The organism is Microbacterium sp. 4NA327F11 (genome assembly GCF_005503465.1).
GTDB lineage: Bacteria > Actinomycetota > Actinomycetes > Actinomycetales > Microbacteriaceae > Microbacterium > Microbacterium ginsengisoli.
This window is the reverse complement of record NZ_SCOB01000015.1, coordinates 1-18,842: the sequence shown is the minus strand read 5'-3', so window position 1 is coordinate 18,842 and position 18,842 is coordinate 1. Positions and strand designations below refer to the sequence as shown.

Genomic DNA, 18,842 nt, shown 5'->3' with positions numbered 1-18,842 from the left:
GGGTCAGACGTCGACCGCGTGGGGCCCGTGGAGTTCGCGGTGCAGCCGCTCCATGCGCCCGTCGAGCTCGGACGCGGTATCTGCGGCATCCTTCAGACTCTCCACGAGCCCCGCCGGCACCTGGCGCGCGTACTTGTAGTAGATCTTGTGCTCGAGGCTCGCCCAGAAGTCCATCGCGATCGTGCGGAACTGCACCTCGACGGGGATCGGCATCGGCCCTGTCGAGAGGAACACCGGTACCTCGACGATCGCGTGCAGCGACTTGTAGCCGTTCGGCTTGGGCTCGGCGATGTAGTCCTTCACGGTGCGCACCGTGATGTCGGGCTGCGAGGTGAGCAGATCGAAGAGGCGATAGGCGTCGGCGGTGAAGCTGCAGGTCACGCGCACGCCCGCGACATCCGTGATGTTCGCCCGGATCGAGTCGAAGTCGGGGGCGATGCCCTTGCGCAGCACCTTCTCGACCAGACTGTCGGGGCTCTTGACGCGACTCGAGACGTGCTCGATCGGGTTGTAGTCGTGCATGTGCAGGAACTCGTCCCGCAGGATCTGGATCTTGGTCTCGATCTCCTGCATGCCGAAGCGGTACTCCAGCAGGAAACGCTGCAGCTCGTCGCGCGCATCGCGCAACTGCGACGGGGAGACGGTGATGGACTGGTCGTCGAGCGGCACACTCACCCGGCCGACGCTACGACCGTCTCATCGGGGGACGCTGTGAGCGCCCGCGGAAAAGCATGACCGTCAGGGGCGCGCCCGGGGACCGCGCGGCACCAGCTCGCCGTCGATCACATCGATCGCCGGCACCTGATCGAACGCCGGGTGGGCGTCGATGGGCACCTCGGATGCCGCATCGATCCCCTCGTCCCTCGGCTCGGGTTCACCTCGTGTCATCGCACGCATCACCTCCTGAGGACAGCAGGTTCCACTGTCCCGCGCGAGCGAGGATCCGCCCAGGTCTTGACAAGGCGGCGACGGATCCGAACGACTCAGTCCGACGGGGGCCCGGCGGGAGGCTCGTCCGCCGGCTCCGGCGTGATCGTCAGGCCGTTCGGGCCGGATGCCGCGGCCATCAGATCCTCGACCCAGGCGCGGTTGATGCGCGGCTGGCGGCTGCCGAAGAAGTGGAACTGCAGCGGCACGGAGGGGTGCACCCAGAAGCTGCGGCGACCGCTGCCGTCGCCCATCTCGACGTCGAACATGAACGGCTCGGCACGACGCAGCTTGTTCATCACGACGATGCGCAGATGCGCGAGCGTGCGGTCCTCGATCTCCACCGAGTTGCCGATCGTGTCGTAGATGAATCTCCCCATGTGAGGAGCCTAAACGCGGGTGATCCTCCGCGCCGTCACCGTGTTCACGCCACGCCGTCGCGGGGCGGCGAGAGGCGGCATCCGCTCGTCTTGGTGACATCTCAGCGCCCGCATGGTGTGCTGGGTGCGTGAGCACCCCCCAGGCCGACGGCGCCGAGCGACCCGCGCTGCTCTACGTCGAGGACGACCCCGAGATCGCGGAGATCACGGTCGAGGTGCTCTCGGAGGTCTACCGGGTCGACCACGTCGCCGACGGTGAGAGCGCCCTGCAGCGTGCGCTGTCGCGGCGGTACGAGGCGATGGTCGTCGACCGCCGCCTGCCGGGGATGGACGGCATCGCCCTCGTGCAGGCGGTGCGCACGGCCCACATCGCGACGCCCATCCTGCTGCTGACGGCGCTCGGGTCGGTGCACGACCGCGTCGAGGGACTCGACGTCGGCGCCAACGACTACCTCGTGAAGCCGTTCGACTACGACGAGCTGCTCGCCCGACTGCGGGCGCTTCGGCGCGGCTTCCGCACCGACGGCGTGCGCCGTGAGGTCGGCGAGTGGCAATTCGCGCCGGCAGCGCTCGCCCTCTTCTCGCCCGAAGGACGCCGCGTCGCGCTCACCGCGACCGAGACTGCCCTGCTGCGCCTGCTCGCCGAGAGCCCCGACCACGTGTTCTCGCGCGCCGAGATCGTGGACGCCGTCTTCGCCTCGGGCGATTCGGAGAGCTCGGTCGACACCTACGTGCACTACATCCGCCGCAAGGCCACGCCCGAGATCATCGAGACCGTACGGGCGCGAGGCTACCGGATCGGGGATCCGTCGTGAGTCCCCGCACGGACTCCGAGCGCCTGCGGCGTGCGGCCCGGCGCATCGGGCTGACCGTCGGCATCGCCTCCGCCCTCGTGCTGCTCGGCGGTGCCGGCATCCTCGTGTGGCTCCTTCTGGCGACCGGCCGTCCCGAAACGCGCGGCGACGTGGTCAGCCCCGACCCCGGCGTGACCGGCTCGCCGTCGGTGCCCGACGGAATCCGCGCGTACGACCACATCGTGGTCGACGTCGACCGCACTGTGCCGATCGTCATCGCGCTCTCGCTCGTGGGCGTCGCCGTGCTCGGGCTCATCGCCTGGTACGCGGCGCGGCGCGCCACCCGTCCGCTCGCCGAGGCGATGCGCCTACAACGCCACTTCGTCTCGGATGCGAGCCACGAGCTGCGCACCCCCCTCACCGCGCTCACGAGCCGCATCCAGCTGGTCGAGCGACGTCACCGCCGGGGGGAGGAGATCGACTCCACCCTCTCGGACCTGCGGCGCAATGCCGCCGCGATGGACGATGTGCTCACCGACCTGCTCGTCGCCGCGGAGGCCGACGCCCGCGATCCGTCGGCGCGGGCGGAGGTGGGCGAGGTCATCGCCGCGACACTCGACTCGCTGCGCCCGCTCGCCGACGATCGCGAGGTCACGCTCGCGATCGACGTGGCCGAGGCGGCATCCGTCGCCCTCCCGGCGACCAGCCTCACGCGCATGTGCGTCGCCCTCGTCGACAACGCCATCCAGCACACTCCGGGACGATCGACCGTCACGGTGTCGTCGCGCATCGTGCGGGATCGGGTGCACATCCGGGTGACCGACGAGGGGTCAGGCATCCGGCCCGAAGACCGCGAGCGCATCTTCGAGCGCTTCGCGCGATTGGGCGAGACCGGTCGTCGGCGTGGCTTCGGCCTTGGGCTCTCCCTCGTGCGCGACGTCGCCGTGCGCCACGGCGGGTCTGTGGTCGTCGAGCAGACGGATGCCGCCGGCACCACGTTCCTCATCGACCTGCCGCTCGCGCGCTGACGCGTCCGGCGACCCGCCGGGCGTGCGCTTACGCGCTCACGCGAAACGGATCGCCTGCCGCAGCGGCGACCTCCACCCCCGACACCCAGCGCCGGGTGCGCCCTCCGGCGCCGATCACCATGCCGCTGCGTCCCGGGCATTCGCGGATCCAACCGAGGTCGTCGATGCCGGCGACCACACCGACCGTCGCCCAGACGTCGGCGACGGCGAGGCTGTCGGCGACCACCGTCGAGCTGGTCGCCCCCAGCGCCGGGGCGCCCGTACGCGGATCGAGGATGTGCGCCCCCCGCTCGGCCGTGCCCGACGTCGCGACGGCACCGTCGCGCAGTTCGACGACGGCGGCCAGCTGTCCGGGCCGCGCCGGGTCGGCGATGCCGACCCGCCAGTCACGGTCGAGACCCGCGGCCGTCGCGACCTGCATATCACCGCCGGCATTGATGGCCCAGGCGGCGACATCGGCGTTCTCCAACAGGGGCGCCAGGTGCCCCCGGGCGACGCTCTCCACCGCCCAGCCCTTCACATACCCCGTCGGGTCGAACGCTCCGTCGAAGCGAGCGCTGAACAGTCCGCGGGTGACTGCCTCCGCCTCCTCGCACGCGCGGGCGACCTCCGCCACCCGTGGGTCGGCCGCCGCGAGGGTCAGCTCGCCGCGGCGGAGGCGGGAGACATCCGAGTCGGACCGATAGGTCGAGAACACGCGGTCGATGTCGCGCAGCTCGGCGAACGCGACGGCGATCGCATCGTCGACGCCCGTGACCGTGGGGGCGTGCGTGAGCACGTGCACGCTGATCACCATGCCCATGACATCGGCCACGCGCACGGTACGGTGCAGCTCGGCAGTCATCACTTCGCCTGGTCGATCGCGCTCTGCAACGACTGCAGGTAGCCCTCGCTGGTGTAGGTCGCGCCCGAGACCATGTCGATGTTCGCGTTCTGCGCCGACAGTGTCTCGGAGATCAGCTGGGGAAGAGAGTAGTTCGCGATCTCCACGTCGCGCCCGCTCCCATTCGGATACTGCGGCACGTCGACATTCGTGATCTTGCCGCCCGCCACCGTGATGGCGACCTGCACATTCCCGAAGCGCGTCGAGGCGGCCGATCCGGTGAAGGTGCCGTTCTTGAGGCCGGTCGAGGTCGACGTCCCGCTCGAGGACGAAGACGAGCTGCTGCCGGTCGACGCGGACGCCTTCGCACTCGCCGACGGCGTCGCAGCCGCGGCCGATCCGCTGGTGGTGCTCGAGCTCGTGCCGCTTCCTGTCGAGCCGCCGATGCTCCCCGAGAAGCCGGTCGTCGAGGAGGCGACGGTCGTTCCCGCCCCGAGGGAGGTGCGGTAACTGAACAGCAGCACGACGCCGCTGATGGTCACGAGGATCGTCCAGACGATCTTCTTCATGGTGTGCGCTCCGTAGGTGGTGAGAGACGAGAGGATGCCGCGGCATCCGCTCAGATCGAGAAGTTCTCGCTATGGATCTGCGAGGGGAGGATTCCGGTCTCGAGCAGGTCATCGCGGATGCTGTCCATCCAGTGGCCCGGTCCGCACAGGAAGATGTCGTAGTCCTCGATGTCGGGAGCGATGTAGCGGAGAAGATCCTCCCCCGCCCACGACGCGTGAGTCGCGGGGATCCACGTCGAGTCGCCGTGCGAGCGGTGCCCGTCGAGCGTGTAGTGTCGCAGACCGCGCTTGGCGACCATCCGGGCGATCTGCGGTCGGCGGAGGGCATGAGCGGGATCGTGGTCGCGGGTGACGAGGATCGCCTCGCCGGGCACGAATCGTTCGGCTTCGAGGATCGCCACAAGCGGCGCGACACCGGCTCCCGCTCCGAGCATGAGCATCTTCGAACGGCGTCGTGCGTCGCCGGTCATCGCGCCGTAGGGGCCCTCGAACATGACCTTCGTTCCCTTGCGCATCCGCGTCATGCGGGAGGTGCCGTCGCCGACGATGCGCGCGGTCACGGTGAGCTCGTCGCCGCGCGGTGCGGTCGAGAGCGAGAAGGGGTGGGAGCGGGTCCAGCCGGGGCCGTCCAGGAAGCGCCAGTTGAAGAACTGGCCCGCCTGCGCGCCGAGCTTGTGGATGTCACGTCCGCGCATGCGCACGGTGACGCCGTTGGAGCCGTCTGCCTCCACGGCGACGACCCGTAGGTCATGCCGCATCGAGCGGCTCAACGGCACGAGGAGGCGGAAGACCAGCACCGCGGCGGCGGCGATCGCCCAGAGCGTCCACCAGTAGGCACTGACCAGCGGCTGCCCGATGAAGTCCGAGCCGGTCCACAGCATGTGCGGGATGGCCAGCCCCACGCCGAGGTAGGCGTAGAGGTGGATGAGGTGCCAGGACTCGTAGCGCAGCTTCTTGCGCGCCTTCCGGATCGAGGTGACCACGACGAGGATGAGCAGCCCCGTGCCCGCTGTCGCGAGCATCATTCCGGGGTAGTTCCACACGAAGTCCCACAGCTGCAGGAGGGGATTCACGTGCGCGTTGACGGCGTAGCCGATGCTGAGCAGCGCGATGTGGGCGAGCATCAGCCAGAACGACCAGAAGCCGGTCAGGCGGTGCGCCCGCACGAGGCCGTCGCGGCCCCATCCGCGCTCGAAGATCGGCACGCGCGCCATCAGGAGCACCTGGTAGAGGAGCAGGTTGGCCGAGATGAGTCCGGTGAGTCGACCGAGCGTGGAGTAGGTCTCCGCGTTGAGGCCGATGACCGCTTGAATGCCCCCGCCGTGGATCCACAGCGCGAGGATAACGAGGCTCGTCCCCCACACGATTGCGGTGGCGGCGAGGTTCCAGAGGAGTCGCGGCGACCGTCGCGAGCCGAGCAGCGCGTCGGTGGCGGCGTCCTGCCTGCGGACGGACCGTTCGGTGGCGTAGGTGGTCATGGCTCGATGGTGACCGCGCGGGCGCAAGATTTCGCCAAGAATGCGGGTTCCTCGGGCAACGCATAGGAAGCGCAGAGCCAGAGCAGATCGACGACGCCGTCTGAGGCGACCGAGACCGCGCGGGGCATCCGAGAGGCGCGGGATCGGCGCGCGGGGATTATGGTGGGCGCATGGGCACGATCTACTACGGCGGTTCTGAGACGCCGATCCACATCGAGGACCGCGCCCTCGCACACCTCAAGGTGGTCATCGCGACGAAGCTGCGTCGCGGCGAGAGCTTCACGCTGTCGTGGCGGCACCCCGAGGGCGAGCCGGTCGGTCGCAGCACCATCTGGCTGCACCCGTCGATCCCGCTGCGGTTCACGTTCCTCGACCCCGAGCCCGCTCTCCTGAGCCGGGAGTGGATCGAGGAGCTGGCGAGTTCGGCGAACTCCTCGGGCGGCCTCATGCTCGTCGACGAGCACCTGCACGCCGGCGACGTGGCGTCGCGCTGATCACGCTGAACGGCTGACGACCGGCCGGCGTCGGAAGTAGCCGGCGGCGGCGCGCTCAGATCAGCGCGAGCGCCGTCAGCACGACGGCGATGAGCGGGAACGTGCCCTGGATCGCGGCAGAGCGGGCGAGCTTCGGGCTCGAGAGCACGAGCACGAGGGCCGCGGCGAGCATCGACCCGGTGCCCACGAGCACGAGGGTCGCGCCGATCGTGAGCGACCCGGCCGCGACGAGCACGATGCCGATCGCGGTCGCGAGTGCGAGGAACAGGTTGTAGAAGCCCTGGTTGAACGCGAGCGACCTGGTGAGCTCGGCCTCCTCGGCGCTGCGCAGGCCGAAGATGCGGCGCGTGGCCGGCTCGGTCCACCGCAGCGACTCGAGCACGAAGATGTAGACGTGCACGAGCGCGGCGAGCGCGGCGAACACGAGGGCGGCGATGATCATGAGCGCATCCTCTCAGGCCGGGTGCACATGCGCCCACACGCCGGGCGCGGGAAGTTCGGCGTAGCGCACGTCGACGGCGTCGAGGGTCACCTCGGCGACGCACACGAGCAGCGACTGGGTCGGGATGCCCAGGTAGCGGTTGTCCCGCACGATCGCCGCGTCGCTCGAAGCCCCGTCGCCCGTCGACGCCGCGAGCACGTCGAACCAGTCCTCCCACCAGGCGCGGTCGCCGGTCGCCGAGAGGGGTGCGGCAGCGAACGCGGGAAGCCAGGCGGCGATGCGTCCGGTGGCGGGGTCGTCGACGTCGTCGTGGGCGACCATGTGGGTGCCCGGCCCGAGCACGGTCTCGTGCACAACGGTGCCGTCCCACCGGGTGACGACGGATGCCGCGGCCCCCACGGTGAGCAGGTTGAACCCGCGCGTCCGGGGGGCGGCGGGCACGGCCTCGCCCTCGACGGCGGCGAGCGGCAGGGCTCCGCGGGAGACCACGGCGCTCTCGGGAAGATCGTGCCCCTCCGCCCGGTTGAGCAGCACGGCCAGGAGTCCGCGGTCGGGCGCGGCAGCGAGCCACGCGCCCCCCGCGCGGACGTCGCGCACGCCGATCACCCCCGGATGCGCCTCGGGCCACCAGTCGCCGAGCGGGTTCCACTCGCGCTCGGGATCCTCGTCGCGCACGGCGAGCACGCGGGTCGGATGCCGCGGGTCGTCGGGCACTCGAACGATCACGGTGCACATGGGGTCCTCCTGCAGCGGGCTGCCGTGCCCGCGGGTCGTGCGAGAATCGGGGCGTGTTCGTCGTCGTAGGGGTCACCGGCGGGATCGCCGCGTACAAGTCGGCGACGCTGGTGCGCACGCTGGTGAAGAACGGCCACGAGGTGCACGTCATTCCTACCGCGGATGCGCTGCGCTTCGTCGGCGCTCCGACCTGGGAGGCGCTCAGCCGTCACCCCGTGACGACGTCGGTGCACGACGACGTCGCGACGGTGCGCCATGTGGCGCTCGGGCAGTCCGCCGACCTGGTCGTGATCGCTCCGGCCACCGCCAACACCCTGGCCCGCATGGCGGCGGGTATCGCCGACGATCTGCTCGGCACGACGCTGCTCGCCACCACGGCGCCCGTGGTGGTCGCCCCCGCGATGCACACCGAGATGTGGCGGCATCCGTCGACCGTCGCGAACGTCGCGACGCTGCGCTCCCGCGGTGTCGTGATCGCCGGTCCGGCCGAGGGCGAGCTGACCGGGGGCGACTCCGGACCCGGACGCATGCTCGAGCCCGATGAGATCCTTCGGATCGCGCTCGCCGCCGTGCGCCCCCGTGACCTCGAGGGTCTGCGGGTCACCGTGACCGCGGGCGGAACCCGCGAGCCGATCGACCCGGTGCGCTTCATCGGCAACCGTTCCAGCGGGAAGCAGGGTGTCGCCGTCGCGCTCGCGGCGGCGGCGCGCGGCGCGCAGGTCGACCTGATCCTCGCGCACGTCGACGAGGGCGTGGGGGCCGCGGCATCCGTGCCCGGCATCGCCGTGTCGCACGCCGGCACCGCGGCAGAGCTGCTGACCGCGACGACGGATGCCGCGGCGACAGCCGACGTCGTCGTCATGGCGGCGGCCGTCGCCGACTACCGGGTGCCGCAGATCGCGGACGGCAAGGTCACGAAGGAGGCCGCCGGCGAGACGCTGACGCTCGAGCTGGTGCAGAACCCCGACATCCTGGCGGGACTGGCCCGTGACCGGCGGGCCGGGCAGACCGTCGTCGGATTCGCCGCCGAGACCGCCACCGGCGACGCGCTCGTCGAGCGCGCGCGCCGCAAGCGCGAGCGCAAGGGCGTCGACCTGCTCGCCGTCAACGAGGTCGGCTGGGAGGCCGGGTTCGAGGCATCCGAGAACTGTCTCTTCTTCGTCGACGCCGCGGGCGACATCGTCGGACGCACGAGCGGCTCGAAGCGCGAGACGGCCGACGCCCTGTGGGACGCGATCGTCGCGGTGCGCGCCGCGCACTGAGTCAGGGGCGGATGCCGCGCCTCACCCGATCTCGCCGGCGGCCACCGACTCGGCGAGCGCGTGCGCGTGCGCGAGCTGGTGCGCCCCGAAGAAGTCGGCCTCGGTGAGCCGGCGTTCGTCGTCGGCGTCGCGTCCGTCGTGTGCGAGGGTCGCGGCGACGATCAGCGCGTGCATCCACCCGCCGGCGACGAGCGCGAGCAGCCACAGGTAGTCGACGCTCACGGCGTGGGCGTCGCGGGGGCTGGCGCCGAAGCCGACCACGGCAGCGGTCGCACGGTCGGCGGCGGCGACGGCGCGCTCGAGGCGCTCGGCCGTGCGGCGCGCGACCGGCTCGTCGGAGCCCGCCAGCGTCGCGACCGCGGCGCGCGCGAGGTCGAACATGCGGCGCGCGGTCTCGCCCTGGTTGCGCACCGTCTTGCGCCCGACGAGGTCGTTGGACTGGATCGCGGTGGTGCCCTCGTAGATCGGGATGATGCGGGCGTCGCGGTAGTGCTGGGCCGCGCCGGTCTCCTCGATGAAGCCCATGCCGCCATGCACCTGGATGCCGTCGGAGGCGATGCGCACGGCCTCCTCGCTCGCCCACCCCTTGAGGATGGGCACGAAGAACTCGGCGAGCTGACGGTTGTCGGCGTCGTCCGCGCGGTCGAACAGGTCGCCGACGTAGACGGCGAGCGCTCGCATCGCGCTGATGCTGCTCGACATCGACAGCAGCAGTCGACGCACGTCTGGGTGCTCGGCGATGGCGGTGCCGTCGGGGCGACCGGGCACGGGCCCCTGCAGACGGGCTGTGGCGTAGGCGGAGGCCTGCTGGTAGGCGCGCTCTGCAAGGCCGATGCCCTGGTGTCCCATGCCGAGGCGGGCGGAGTTCATCATGACGAACATGCCGGCGAGTCCGCCGCCGACCTCGCCGACCAGGTAGCCGGTCGCACCGTCGTAGGCGAGCACGCAGGTCGGGCTGCCGTGGATGCCGAGCTTGTGCTCGACCGACACGGTCGTCACGGCGTTGCGTGCGCCGAGTGAACCGTCGGGCTCGACGAGGAACTTCGGGGCGACGAACAGGGAGAGGCCCTTGGCGCCCGCGGGAGCGTCAGGGGTGCGGGCGAGCACGAGGTGCACGATGTTCTCGGCGACGTCGTGGTCTCCCCAGGTGATGAAGATCTTCTGGCCGGTGATCGACCAGCTGCCGTCGCCGTTCGGGGTGGCGGTCGTGCGGATCGCGCCGAGGTCGGTGCCGGCCTGCGGTTCGGTGAGGTTCATGGTGCCGGTCCAGCTCCCCTCGACGAGTCGTGCCAGGTAGGTCTCGCGCACCTCGTCGCCCGCATAGGCGTCGAGCGCGTGGATCTGACCGTGGGTGAGCATCCAGCACAGCGCGAGCGCCGGGTTGGCGGCGTTCCAGATCTCCCCGAGCCCGGCCTGCACGACGGCGGGGAGCCCCTCGCCGCCGGCCGACTCGGGCGCCTCGGCGGCCACCCACCCGGCCTCCACCAGCGCGGCGTAGGCCTCCTTGAAACCGGGGGCGGTGCGGGCGTCGCCGTCGACGACGACGGTGCCTTCGGCGTCGCCGATGGCGTTGAGGGGGGCGATGACCTCGGCGGCGAAGTCGCCGGCGGCCTCGAGCACGTCGACGGCGTCGTCGGCGCTGAGGGCGCCACTGGTCGCGCGGGCGACGACGTCGCCGCCGAACACCTCGCGATAGAGGAATCCGTACTCGGCGACGGGCGGGGTGTACGGCGAGGACTGGGCGGCCATGGGGTTCCCCTCGTTGGGCGGGCGGCGCGCGCGACGCGGGGTCGCGGGTGACATCGAGAACCATAGTACGTGAGACTGAGTTTCACGAGTAGGGTGTGACCCGACCACCTCGATGCAGAGGAGCAGCATGACCGAGCACACCCGCACCCTCACGTGGACGGACCCGATCGCCGTGCGCGACGGCGTCGCCGCGATGAGCGGACTCGACGCGATGCTGGCCCTGCGTGACGGACACCTGCCCCCGCCCCCGATCGCGCAGACGATGAACTTCCGCCTGACCGAGGTCGAGCCCGGGCGCGTGGTGTTCGTGTGCGAGCCGGGCGGCGAGCACTACAACCCGATCGGCACCGTGCACGGCGGGCTCGCGTGCACGCTGCTCGACACCGTGTGCGGCTGCGCCGGCCACACCACCCTCGACGCCGGCCAGGGCTACACGTCGATCGACATCACCGTGTCGTACCTGCGCCCGATCACCTTGGCGACAGGTCCACTGCTCGCGACGGGACGGGTCGTGAAGCCCGGCCGACGCGTCATCTTCACCGAGGGCGCGATCACCGACGCCGCCGGCACCGTGCTCGCCACCGCCACCAGCTCGCTGCTGGTGCTGTGAGGCAGAGCGGATGCCGCGGCATCCGCTCGTTCAGGACGTGAGCGGCTCGAGCAGCTCGACGTGCGCGATGTCGAACGCGGGGGCGCTGACGTCCTCACCCGAGACCGCACCATAGGTGTAGCTGCCGGCGACCGTCACCCACAGCTTCAGATGGTCGCCTTCGAGGACACCCTCGAGCGTCGGGCACGTGATGCCGTCACCGCCGCCGCCGATGACGTCGTGCGGGTAGTCCCAGCTCGACGTCGACTGCGCTGCGCCGACGCCGAGAAGCGCGAGGCACGGCCCGGTCGCCTCGTCGAACTGGCTGACGAACCCGTAGACCACGACCTTCTCGCCGACGTGACCGTCGGGGTCTGCGACGATGTCGGCGAGGACGGCCGCGTCGACGTCGTCGAATCCGGTCGGCACCGCGCCCGCGCCGGGTGCGACGGATGCCTCGTCCCGCGGGGTGGCGGAGGGGAGAGTCTGCGGGCTCGCCGAGGCCGACCTCTCGACGATCGTCGGCAGCAGGGACAGCCCGACGATCAGGGCGATCGTCGTTGCGATCGAGGCCAGCACGCCGAGAGCGCCGAGGATGATGCCCGTGACCGGGAAGCCCTTCCGGGCGCCCTTCACGAGCGCCACGATACCCAGCACGACCGCAGTCCCGCCGATCAGGATGCCGAGCCCGGGAGCCAGCCCGACGACGAACGCCGCGATGCCGACCACGAGCGCCGCGATCGCGAGGCCGCCGGCGCGGGGGCCGGACGACGGCCGGGGCGGCGCGGGATAGGCCGGCGGAGGCGGCAGCGCGGGTCCTACCGGGGACGTCGCCTCCGGCGCTTCGATGGAAGGAGCGACGCCGCTCTCACCGGCGTCGGACGCGGGCGAGGTGACCGGAGCGGGCGGGTCCGCAGCCGGTGCTCCCGTCGGAGGCGCCGCCTCGCCGTCGTTCGGAGGAGTGGGGCTCTCGGGCGGCGGCACGGACGTCATGCCGCGAGTATGACAGAACCTGAGAGCTCACTATGCCGTACCTCTGCGTCGGCTGGATGCTCGAACCTTCCGGCGCAATGCTCGAATCCCCCTGTCGCGCGCCTCGACCGATCCCTAGACTGGCGGCCACAACTCCCGCCTCGCGTCGAAGGGCGTTCCGCACATGTCGGATCCCGCAGGCCCCACCGCACCGCTCCCGCCGACTCCGCCTGCGCCGCCACAACGATCGCGCCGAGGACTGATCGCGATCATCGCCGTGCTGGCCGCGCTGCTCATCGCCACCGCATCGGTGCTCGTCACCGTGCTACTCATGGGCGGTGCGCAGGTCGCGGGCGCCGCCGCGACATCCGTGTCGACGCCGACTCCGACACCATCGGCGCCGTCGTCGCCGCCCGCCTCGGCCACCCCGACACCGGCGCACACATCGAGCACTTCAGGATCGTCCGGAGGAGGCGGAACGGGCACCACGACGACCGCGCCGTCGACGGGGTCGATCAGTCACGCGGCCGTAGGCGTCGAGAGCGGCGGCGGAGACTGCTCGAGCACGCCCAACCTCCCGCTCACGGCAGCGTGGAAAGCGACCGGCACGACGCTCTGGTTCGGCGTGAACACCACCGATGCGAGCGCCGCACCCTTCCAGGAGTGGTCGCTGGCGACGCAGACGCAGGGCACCGCGACGGGCTTCGTCTACGACTGCTCACGGTCCTCCGAGCCGTTCACGTTCACGCTGTTGCACACCGACGGCACCAAGACGAACTCGACCGTGACCCTGCGCCTGTGCCCCGGATCCGTCATGCCGAAGCAGACCTGCTCGTAATCCCGCACGCGGCGATCCGCGGCGCGATACTCTCGCGACAGCGACGAAACCCGCGTGACGACACCGAACGCGGCGTCGCACCCGCTCGACGAAAGGATGCCGCGTGCTCATCGCCCTCTGGATCGTCAACGTGGTGCTCGCACTCGCCTTCCTCGCGACCGGCGGCCTGAAGATCATCCGCACGCCGGATCAGCTGAGAACGGTCGGACTCGCATGGGTCGAGTCGTTCACCCGTGGCCAGGTGGTGCTCATCGGCGTCGCCGAAGTGGTCGGCGCGGTCGGATTGATCGCACCGCTGGCCACCGGCATCCTGCCCTTCATCGCGGCCGTCGCCGCCGCAGCGCTCGCTGTGCTCATGGTCGGCGCGACCGTCGTGCATGTGCGCCGGGGCGAGAATCCGGCGCCCGCCGCCGTGGCGCTGGTTCTGTCGCTGGTCAGTGCGGCGCTTGGGGTGCTCGCCCTCGGCTGAGCGCGCCCCCGCGGATCACCGCCAGCACCAGCCAGATCGCCCCGAGCGCCAGCTGCGCACCTCCGATCAGCCCACCGCCGGTCGCGAGGCTCCAGGTTCCGAGCGCCACGCACATGAGCGCGAAGACGAGAGATCCGATCCAGCCGATGCGGATCCGGCGACGGGCGGACGAGTCATCCGTCATCATCGTTCCCCCTCACGACGTTGCCGTGAGCATAGCGAGAGCGCGAGCGGCGCGCTCAGTCCGAGATCAGCGTGCCGCCGTTCCTCGCACTGACCCGCGTCTCGCGGGATGCCCGGCCGGCACGGCGGGCTCCCCGCGCCACCGCGTCCCCCGCACGGGCGACAGACGGATGCCGCATCCTCCCGCTACCGTGAGCGCACGGGGACGGGGGTCGACGTGGCCAGAGCTGCGCGCGAATGGTGGGCGATGTGGACACTGCAGGAGCAGGATCTGTGGGCGGCTGCGGGTGACGGCATGCTCGTTGCGTTGCTCATGCTCGCGATCGGCCTGAGCATCGCCCCCTCCGCCGTCTGGCAAGAGCCGGTGCTGATCGGAGCTCCTACCGTCCGCATCGCAATAGCGACGTATGCGCGCCGCCCCCAACGGCGCGCGCAGCGCTGGCGTGAGGCCTATCGCACCGCCCCGGCCGGGCCGACTGACGGTCAGGTCGGCGCCTCGGTCTGATCCGCCGCATCCGCAACGATCAGGCCCGCAGCACGACCTTCTCCCGCACGTCTCCCGACTCGAGCAGCGCGTGCGCGCGGGCCGCGTCGGTGAGCGCGAACTCGCGGTGCGGCTTCAGGCGAAGCGTTCCAGCGGCGAGCAGCGGAACCGTGATCGCGAGCGCATCGGGTGCCCGATCGGGCGACGGGTGCGACAGGCGTGCGCCGCTGCGGGCGACCTCCGCCGACCCGACGAGGGTGACCACGCGCGAGGGGTCGCCCGTGGCGGCGACGGCCTCGACCAGTCCGCCGCGGCCGGCCGCGTCGATGACCGCGTCGATGCGGCGGACACCCGTGGCGGCGATCCGCTCGAAGACCCCATCGCCGTAGACGACCGGCTCCCCGCCGTAGGCGGCGACGGTGTCGGCGTCCCTCTCCGACGCCGCACCGATCACGCGCACTCCGCGCGCGCTCGCGAGCTGCACGATGAGCGCCCCGACCGATCCGGCCGCACCGAGCACCACGAGAGTCTCCCCCGCCTCAGCCCTGACCTCGCGCAGTGTGCCGACGGCCGCCTCCGCGGAAGCGGGCAGGGCCGCGGCATCCGCCCACGACAGCGAAGCGGGCTTCGGGAACCACACCGGCGCGGCAACGAGCTCGCCATACCCGCCCTGCTGCGGCAGGTGCGCGACCACCTCATCGCCGACGGCAACATCGGCGACGCCCGCTCCGACCGACTCGACGACTCCTGCCGCTTCGAATCCGAGCACCGACCCAGGGCCCTGCGGGAAGACGGCAGCGAGACGACCGCGACGGATCTGCAGGTCGGTCGGGCCGATGCCTGCCGCCCTCACGCGCAGCAGCACCTCGCCGGGCGCGGGCACGGGCGCCGCCATCTCGCGCCACTGCAGCACCTCCGGCTCCCCGAAAGCGGTCACCACCATCGCATGCGACATTGCTCGCCCCTCTCAGATCTGGCTCGCGCCGCCGTCGACGTACAGTTCCGCGCCGGTCATGTAGGCGCTGCGTGCACTCGCCAAGAACAGTACGGCCTGCGCGATCTCCTCCGGGCGGCCGAGGCGCTGCATCGGCACCCCGGCGGCGAGTCCAGAGAGCAGGGCGTCGGACTGCGCCGGATCGGTCGCGAGTCCGGCGAGTCCGGGGGTCTCGATCGGGCCCGGAGCGACGCTGTTGACCCGGATGCCGCGGCCGACGAGCTCTGCGGCCCAGCTGCGTGCGAGCGAGCGCACGGCCGCCTTGGAGGCGGCGTAGATGCTGAACGACGGGCTGCCCTTCACATCGATGTTCGATCCGGTCAGCACGATCGACGCGCCCGCGTTCAGCAGCGGCAGCACCTTCTGCACGGTGAAGACGACGCCGCCGACGTTCGCCCCGAACGTCTGGGTGACGTGCTCCCACGTGATGTCCTCGAGGGCCGCGAACTCGCCGCCGCCCGCGTTGGCGAACACCACGTCGAGGCCGGCGCCCCGCGCGGCGATCGCCTCGGCGACGCGGTCGAGGTCATCGAGCGAGGCGACGTCGGCCGCGACCGTCGTCACCGCATCTCCGAACTCCGCGGCCACGGCGGCAAGGCCAGCCTCCCGACGGCCGGTCACGACCACGTGCGCTCCCTCCGCCGCGAACGCACGCACGGCCGCGAGACCGATGCCCGCCGTCCCTCCGGTGACCAGTGCGGTCTTTCCCGCGAGCTCTTCCATGTCCCTCTCCTTCTTTATGTACTGATCGGTAGTAAAGGCAAGATAGGCGCGCGGGGATCGCATGTCAAATTTTTGTACCGCACGGTATGATTCAGGCATGGCTGAGACGAGAGAACGCGGACGACCGCGCGCCTTCGACCCCGATGCTGCACTCGACGCCGCCGCACGGGTGTTCTGGGTGCACGGGTACGACGGGGCATCCCTGACCGATCTCACCGCCGCCATGGGCATCAACCGGCCGAGCCTGTACGGGGCGTTCGGCAGCAAGGAAGAGCTCTTCCAACGGGTCATCGCCCGCTACGCGCAGACCGACATGACCTACGCCGAGCGTGCGCTCGACCAGCCGACCGGCCCCGCCGTCGCGCGTGCCCTACTTCTCGACAACATCGATGCCGTGACGCGCTCCGATCGGCCCGCGGGATGCCTCACCATCCAGGGCGGACTCGCCAGCGCCGACGGCAACGAGACCGTGCCCGCCTTGCTCGGGCAGAGCCGCCTGGCGGGCGAACGACGACTGGCCGAGCGCCTCGCTCGCGCGGTCGCTGAAGGCGACTTCGTCGCAGGGACGGATGCCGCGGCTCTCGCCCGCTACCTCATGGTCGTCACCGAGGGGCATGCCGTGCACGCCACCGCGGGCGTCTCGAGACGGCAGCTGCGCGCGTCGGCCGACCTGGCACTGCTCGCGGTCGACGCACTCGCGGCGCCCGCGAGCACAGTGTGAGGCCGCACCCCACAACGCAGATCGGCCCCGGCCAAAACTGGGGCTGATCTGGTGAATGATTCTCCCTGCGTTTCGTTCCGTCCTTTCCTTTTGGAGGATGGAGTTATGCCAGGACCGTATCCGGACGAGTTCCGTCAGCGTGCGCTGCGGATGCTGAGCGAGGCTCGCCCCGATCACAAGACCGATCACGCCGCGATCACGCACCTCGCCGCCAACCTCCGGGTCAATCCCGAGACGCTGCGATTGTGGAAGAAGCGCCTCGACGTCGACGAGGGCCGTCAGCCGGGGACCTCGAGCGAGGCCCAAGCGGAGATCAAACGGTTGAAGAAGTAGATCGCCGAGTTGGAGAGGGCGAACGAGATCCTCCGGTCAGCGAGCGTGTTCTTCGCGACCGAGCTCGGCCGCCGCTCGTCGAGATGATCGCGTTCGTTGACAGGATGCGTAGTCGTTTCCGGGTCGAGCTCGTCTGCCGCGTGATGCGGCACGCCGAGGTGGGGTTCCTCACCGCCCGCGGATACCGGGCTGCGAAAGCGCGGCCCGCGTCCGCCCGGCAGCTTCGGGACGAGCTGTTGATCCCGGAGATCGTGCGGCTGCATGCGGAGAACTACGGCGTCTACGTGGTCCGCAAGATGCACGCGCTGCGGCGGCGACGAGGGCTAGGCCGTGTTGCTAAACGCGGTTCACTTACCGGACGTTGTGCCTACCGATGCGTCGATGCTGATGGATCAGGGCGTTCGGCATTGGTGTTCAGCGCGCGAGTTACTCTGGGCGCATGGCTCAGATAACTCGTGATGGCTCCGATGCCGTGGTCACTCTGTCGGTGTTCGAGAAGGTTGAAGGATTGCTCGCGCCGACTCGCTTCTCGTTGAGCAACGTCACCTCCGTGGAGATTCTGGACGACGCACATGAGCAGATCAAAGGGTGGGGAAGAGACTTCAAGCTCGCGGGCCGATATGTTCCCGACACGACCGCAGTGGGAACCTTCCGCAACGGCGAAGAGCGCGGAATCACGCTCGCTCTCGTGCACTCAGACACGCCACGCGGGCTGCGGATTGAGTTGTCCGGCGAGCCATACAGCCGCGTAGTGATCGGCCTCGCGGATCCTGAAACCACGAAAGCCGAAGTGTTCGACGATTAGCCCGTATTGCTGGCGCTACTGGTGAGCCAGTGGAGGGTTGCGGCGAGGCAGAGGCCGGCGTGGTAGTTGCGGGCGGTCTTGTCTGAGCGCATCGCGATCCCGCGCCACCGTTTGAGCTTGTTGAAGCACCTCTCGACGACGTTACGGCCGCGGTAGCGGGTCCGTTGCTGATCGCCGAAGTCGATCGGTCGGCCGCGGCGCTTGCGTCGGTGAGCGATCTGATCGTCGCGTTCGGGAATCGTCGAGGCGATCCCGCGCTCGCGCAGCCACGCCCGATTCGCCCTCGACGGGTAGCCCTTGTCAGCGAGCACCCGGTTCGGCCTCGATCTCGGCCTGCCTCTCGCGCCCGGGACGCGAATCTCGCTCAGCGTCGCGGCGAGCATGCTGGTATCTGCCGCCTGCCCCAGGGTGAGAATGAACGCGAGGGCGCGTCCCTTCCCGTCGCAAACCAGGTGATTCTTCGTCGTCAGCCCGCCGCGAGAGCGGCCGATCGCATGATCAGGTGGCTCGTCGCCGAACTTCTTGTAGTTCGATGTCGCCCCCTGTAGTCCGGGGAAGTGTCGCGCCGTGCTGGTGCACGCGCACGATCGTGGAGTCGATCGACGCGACCCAGTCCAGATCCCCGGACTGCTGCGCGAGCGACTGCGTCCTCTCCAGCACCCGCGCCCACACCCCCTGCTCGGACCACCGGTTGAAGTTCTTGTAGATCGTGTTCCAGTTCCCGAACCGCTCCGGCACATCCCGCCACGGTGCCCCGGTCCGGAACCGCCGCGCTGTCGCCTCGACGACCGTGCGCCGATCCACCGGCGGCCGCCCCGTCGACTTCACATTCGGGAACAACGGGCCGATCACAGCCCATGCTTCATCCGAGATCACATCACGCGACACGCATCCAAGACTCACCCCCGAAGCGCCCGACCACGTTTAGCAACACGGCCTAGGTGTACTTCCCCGTGACGTTGTGAACGCGGGCTGAGGGGGTCTGGCCGCCGATCCCGGTGTGGGGTCTGTGGTGATTGTAGTGATGCAGCCAGGTCTCGTATGCCGCGG

The 18,842-nt window shown here is 70.4% G+C and carries 26 protein-coding genes and 1 pseudogene; 11 read left to right on the top strand and 16 right to left on the bottom strand.

Annotation, left to right across the window (positions count from 1 at the left end; genetic code table 11):
• Nucleotides 1-3 precede the first annotated feature (3 nt).
• From FFS51_RS10535 to FFS51_RS10530, 3 genes are all read right to left on the bottom strand, one after another.
• A complete protein-coding gene (locus FFS51_RS10535; RefSeq protein WP_045247398.1) occupies nt 4-675 on the bottom strand; it encodes a GTP pyrophosphokinase in 672 nt (223 codons plus the stop codon).
• A gap of 63 nt (nt 676-738) precedes the next feature.
• Complete coding sequence (locus tag FFS51_RS14710) at nt 739-888, bottom strand: hypothetical protein (RefSeq protein ID WP_171006162.1); 150 nt, start codon at nt 886-888, stop codon at nt 739-741.
• A gap of 95 nt (nt 889-983) precedes the next feature.
• Nucleotides 984-1,307 carry a DUF7882 family protein gene (locus tag FFS51_RS10530; RefSeq protein ID WP_137878314.1) on the bottom strand — a complete coding sequence of 108 codons (324 nt, stop codon included), beginning with the start codon at nt 1,305-1,307 and terminating at the stop codon, nt 984-986.
• Nucleotides 1,308-1,435: 128 nt separating this feature from the next.
• Between FFS51_RS10530 and FFS51_RS10525 the strand changes: the two genes are divergently transcribed.
• Together FFS51_RS10525 and FFS51_RS10520 are read left to right on the top strand one after the other, a co-directional pair.
• On the top strand, nt 1,436-2,122 hold the full coding sequence (locus tag FFS51_RS10525; protein ID WP_137878313.1) for a response regulator transcription factor: 687 nt from the start codon (nt 1,436-1,438) through the stop codon (nt 2,120-2,122).
• Nucleotides 2,119-3,129 carry a sensor histidine kinase gene (locus FFS51_RS10520; RefSeq protein WP_137878312.1) on the top strand — a complete coding sequence of 337 codons (1,011 nt, stop codon included), beginning with the start codon at nt 2,119-2,121 and terminating at the stop codon, nt 3,127-3,129. The genes FFS51_RS10525 and FFS51_RS10520 overlap by 4 nt, the downstream gene beginning before the upstream one ends.
• Nucleotides 3,130-3,157: 28 nt before the next feature.
• Here FFS51_RS10520 and FFS51_RS10515 read toward each other — a convergent pair whose 3' ends face one another.
• From FFS51_RS10515 to FFS51_RS10505, 3 genes are read right to left on the bottom strand one after another with little or no spacing between them, the layout of a single operon-like run.
• On the bottom strand, nt 3,158-3,973 hold the full coding sequence (locus tag FFS51_RS10515; protein ID WP_137878311.1) for an FAD:protein FMN transferase: 816 nt from the start codon (nt 3,971-3,973) through the stop codon (nt 3,158-3,160).
• Nucleotides 3,973-4,521, bottom strand: a complete 549-nt coding sequence (locus FFS51_RS10510) for an FMN-binding protein (RefSeq protein ID WP_137878310.1) — start codon at nt 4,519-4,521, stop codon at nt 3,973-3,975. Before FFS51_RS10510 ends, FFS51_RS10515 begins: the two co-directional genes overlap by 1 nt.
• 50 nt (nt 4,522-4,571) lie before the next feature.
• Nucleotides 4,572-5,999 (bottom strand): ferredoxin reductase family protein, encoded by a 1,428-nt coding sequence (locus FFS51_RS10505; RefSeq protein WP_045247392.1) that lies wholly within the window; start codon nt 5,997-5,999, stop codon nt 4,572-4,574.
• Nucleotides 6,000-6,169: 170 nt separating this feature from the next.
• On the opposite strand from FFS51_RS10505, the gene FFS51_RS10500 reads away from it, so the two are divergent.
• Nucleotides 6,170-6,493, top strand: coding sequence for a DUF7882 family protein (locus FFS51_RS10500; RefSeq protein ID WP_137878309.1), 324 nt, complete (start codon nt 6,170-6,172; stop codon nt 6,491-6,493).
• 55 nt (nt 6,494-6,548) lie between these two features.
• Here the strand turns inward: FFS51_RS10500 and FFS51_RS10495 are convergent, their stop codons facing one another.
• Nucleotides 6,549-6,935, bottom strand: coding sequence for a DUF1304 domain-containing protein (locus FFS51_RS10495; RefSeq protein WP_137878308.1), 387 nt, complete (start codon nt 6,933-6,935; stop codon nt 6,549-6,551).
• Nucleotides 6,936-6,947: 12 nt separating this feature from the next.
• Nucleotides 6,948-7,670, bottom strand: coding sequence for an NRDE family protein (locus tag FFS51_RS10490; RefSeq protein WP_137878307.1), 723 nt, complete (start codon nt 7,668-7,670; stop codon nt 6,948-6,950).
• Between the two features lie 53 nt (nt 7,671-7,723).
• Here FFS51_RS10490 and coaBC point away from each other — a divergent pair, with 53 nt between their 5' ends.
• Nucleotides 7,724-8,932 (top strand): bifunctional phosphopantothenoylcysteine decarboxylase/phosphopantothenate--cysteine ligase CoaBC, encoded by a 1,209-nt coding sequence (coaBC, locus tag FFS51_RS10485; protein WP_137878306.1) that lies wholly within the window; start codon nt 7,724-7,726, stop codon nt 8,930-8,932.
• 21 nt (nt 8,933-8,953) lie between these two features.
• On the opposite strand, the gene FFS51_RS10480 is transcribed toward coaBC, so the two are convergent.
• Nucleotides 8,954-10,735: an acyl-CoA dehydrogenase family protein gene (locus FFS51_RS10480; RefSeq protein ID WP_249352709.1), complete on the bottom strand. Its 1,782-nt coding sequence runs from the start codon at nt 10,733-10,735 to the stop codon at nt 8,954-8,956.
• A 73-nt stretch (nt 10,736-10,808) separates the two neighbouring features.
• Between FFS51_RS10480 and FFS51_RS10475 the strand changes: the two genes are divergently transcribed.
• Nucleotides 10,809-11,291, top strand: a complete 483-nt coding sequence (locus tag FFS51_RS10475; protein ID WP_048809104.1) for a PaaI family thioesterase — start codon at nt 10,809-10,811, stop codon at nt 11,289-11,291.
• Between the two features lie 30 nt (nt 11,292-11,321).
• Here FFS51_RS10475 and FFS51_RS10470 read toward each other — a convergent pair whose 3' ends face one another.
• Nucleotides 11,322-12,263, bottom strand: coding sequence for a DUF4190 domain-containing protein (locus tag FFS51_RS10470; RefSeq protein ID WP_137878304.1), 942 nt, complete (start codon nt 12,261-12,263; stop codon nt 11,322-11,324).
• Nucleotides 12,264-12,426: 163 nt separating this feature from the next.
• Here FFS51_RS10470 and FFS51_RS10465 point away from each other — a divergent pair, with 163 nt between their 5' ends.
• Complete coding sequence (locus FFS51_RS10465; protein ID WP_137878303.1) at nt 12,427-13,080, top strand: hypothetical protein; 654 nt, start codon at nt 12,427-12,429, stop codon at nt 13,078-13,080.
• Nucleotides 13,081-13,183: 103 nt separating this feature from the next.
• Entirely contained in the window at nt 13,184-13,549 is a 366-nt protein-coding gene (locus FFS51_RS10460) for a DoxX family protein (protein ID WP_056208195.1), read from the top strand.
• Here the strand turns inward: FFS51_RS10460 and FFS51_RS10455 are convergent.
• Nucleotides 13,515-13,736 carry a hypothetical protein gene (locus FFS51_RS10455; protein ID WP_137878302.1) on the bottom strand — a complete coding sequence of 74 codons (222 nt, stop codon included), beginning with the start codon at nt 13,734-13,736 and terminating at the stop codon, nt 13,515-13,517. The genes FFS51_RS10460 and FFS51_RS10455 overlap by 35 nt on opposite strands.
• A gap of 213 nt (nt 13,737-13,949) precedes the next feature.
• Between FFS51_RS10455 and FFS51_RS10450 the strand changes: the two genes are divergently transcribed.
• Complete coding sequence (locus tag FFS51_RS10450; protein WP_137878301.1) at nt 13,950-14,237, top strand: hypothetical protein; 288 nt, start codon at nt 13,950-13,952, stop codon at nt 14,235-14,237.
• Between the two features lie 19 nt (nt 14,238-14,256).
• Here the strand turns inward: FFS51_RS10450 and FFS51_RS10445 are convergent, their stop codons facing one another.
• Together FFS51_RS10445 and FFS51_RS10440 are read right to left on the bottom strand one after the other, a co-directional pair.
• Nucleotides 14,257-15,159 (bottom strand): NADP-dependent oxidoreductase, encoded by a 903-nt coding sequence (locus FFS51_RS10445; RefSeq protein WP_212742810.1) that lies wholly within the window; start codon nt 15,157-15,159, stop codon nt 14,257-14,259.
• A gap of 24 nt (nt 15,160-15,183) precedes the next feature.
• Complete coding sequence (locus tag FFS51_RS10440; RefSeq protein WP_045247380.1) at nt 15,184-15,933, bottom strand: SDR family oxidoreductase; 750 nt, start codon at nt 15,931-15,933, stop codon at nt 15,184-15,186.
• Between the two features lie 97 nt (nt 15,934-16,030).
• Here FFS51_RS10440 and FFS51_RS10435 point away from each other — a divergent pair, with 97 nt between their 5' ends.
• Nucleotides 16,031-16,654 (top strand): TetR/AcrR family transcriptional regulator, encoded by a 624-nt coding sequence (locus FFS51_RS10435; protein WP_137878300.1) that lies wholly within the window; start codon nt 16,031-16,033, stop codon nt 16,652-16,654.
• 105 nt (nt 16,655-16,759) lie between these two features.
• Nucleotides 16,760-16,987 carry a transposase gene (locus FFS51_RS10430; protein WP_048809100.1) on the top strand — a complete coding sequence of 76 codons (228 nt, stop codon included), beginning with the start codon at nt 16,760-16,762 and terminating at the stop codon, nt 16,985-16,987.
• Here FFS51_RS10430 and FFS51_RS10425 read toward each other — a convergent pair.
• On the bottom strand, nt 16,933-17,250 hold the full coding sequence (locus FFS51_RS10425) for a hypothetical protein (protein WP_137878299.1): 318 nt from the start codon (nt 17,248-17,250) through the stop codon (nt 16,933-16,935). The two genes, FFS51_RS10430 and FFS51_RS10425, sit on opposite strands and share 55 nt — an antisense overlap.
• A 176-nt stretch (nt 17,251-17,426) precedes the next feature.
• Between FFS51_RS10425 and FFS51_RS10420 the strand changes: the two genes are divergently transcribed.
• Complete coding sequence (locus tag FFS51_RS10420) at nt 17,427-17,792, top strand: hypothetical protein (RefSeq protein WP_137878298.1); 366 nt, start codon at nt 17,427-17,429, stop codon at nt 17,790-17,792.
• Here FFS51_RS10420 and FFS51_RS10415 read toward each other — a convergent pair.
• Both FFS51_RS10415 and FFS51_RS10410 read right to left on the bottom strand, forming a co-directional pair.
• A pseudogene (locus FFS51_RS10415) lies at nt 17,789-18,695 on the bottom strand (IS5 family transposase). The gene FFS51_RS10420 and the pseudogene FFS51_RS10415 sit on opposite strands and share 4 nt — an antisense overlap.
• A gap of 34 nt (nt 18,696-18,729) precedes the next feature.
• On the bottom strand, nt 18,730-18,842 hold a 113-nt coding region (locus FFS51_RS10410; protein WP_137878297.1), incomplete at its 5' end, for an integrase core domain-containing protein.

Bases quoted from the DNA above. Each gene is read 5' to 3' on its own strand.
- FFS51_RS14710 (WP_171006162.1), bottom strand. From the start codon at position 888: ATGACACGAGGTGAACCCGAGCCGAGGGACGAGGGGATCGATGCGGCA.
- FFS51_RS10530 (WP_137878314.1), bottom strand. From the start codon at position 1,307: ATGGGGAGATTCATCTACGACACGATCGGCAACTCGGTGGAGATCGAG.
- FFS51_RS10515 (WP_137878311.1), bottom strand. From the start codon at position 3,973: ATGACTGCCGAGCTGCACCGTACCGTGCGCGTGGCCGATGTCATGGGC.
- FFS51_RS10510 (WP_137878310.1), bottom strand. From the start codon at position 4,521: ATGAAGAAGATCGTCTGGACGATCCTCGTGACCATCAGCGGCGTCGTG.
- FFS51_RS10505 (WP_045247392.1), bottom strand. From the start codon at position 5,999: ATGACCACCTACGCCACCGAACGGTCCGTCCGCAGGCAGGACGCCGCC.
- FFS51_RS10500 (WP_137878309.1), top strand. From the start codon at position 6,170: ATGGGCACGATCTACTACGGCGGTTCTGAGACGCCGATCCACATCGAG.
- FFS51_RS10495 (WP_137878308.1), bottom strand. From the start codon at position 6,935: ATGATCATCGCCGCCCTCGTGTTCGCCGCGCTCGCCGCGCTCGTGCAC.
- FFS51_RS10490 (WP_137878307.1), bottom strand. From the start codon at position 7,670: ATGTGCACCGTGATCGTTCGAGTGCCCGACGACCCGCGGCATCCGACC.
- FFS51_RS10480 (WP_249352709.1), bottom strand. From the start codon at position 10,735: ATGTCACCCGCGACCCCGCGTCGCGCGCGCCGCCCGCCCAACGAGGGG.
- FFS51_RS10475 (WP_048809104.1), top strand. From the start codon at position 10,809: ATGACCGAGCACACCCGCACCCTCACGTGGACGGACCCGATCGCCGTG.
- FFS51_RS10470 (WP_137878304.1), bottom strand. From the start codon at position 12,263: ATGACGTCCGTGCCGCCGCCCGAGAGCCCCACTCCTCCGAACGACGGC.
- FFS51_RS10465 (WP_137878303.1), top strand. From the start codon at position 12,427: ATGTCGGATCCCGCAGGCCCCACCGCACCGCTCCCGCCGACTCCGCCT.
- FFS51_RS10455 (WP_137878302.1), bottom strand. From the start codon at position 13,736: ATGATGACGGATGACTCGTCCGCCCGTCGCCGGATCCGCATCGGCTGG.
- FFS51_RS10445 (WP_212742810.1), bottom strand. From the start codon at position 15,159: ATGGTGGTGACCGCTTTCGGGGAGCCGGAGGTGCTGCAGTGGCGCGAG.
- FFS51_RS10440 (WP_045247380.1), bottom strand. From the start codon at position 15,933: ATGGAAGAGCTCGCGGGAAAGACCGCACTGGTCACCGGAGGGACGGCG.
- FFS51_RS10435 (WP_137878300.1), top strand. From the start codon at position 16,031: ATGGCTGAGACGAGAGAACGCGGACGACCGCGCGCCTTCGACCCCGAT.
- FFS51_RS10430 (WP_048809100.1), top strand. From the start codon at position 16,760: ATGCCAGGACCGTATCCGGACGAGTTCCGTCAGCGTGCGCTGCGGATG.
- FFS51_RS10425 (WP_137878299.1), bottom strand. From the start codon at position 17,250: ATGCAGCCGCACGATCTCCGGGATCAACAGCTCGTCCCGAAGCTGCCG.
- FFS51_RS10420 (WP_137878298.1), top strand. From the start codon at position 17,427: ATGGCTCAGATAACTCGTGATGGCTCCGATGCCGTGGTCACTCTGTCG.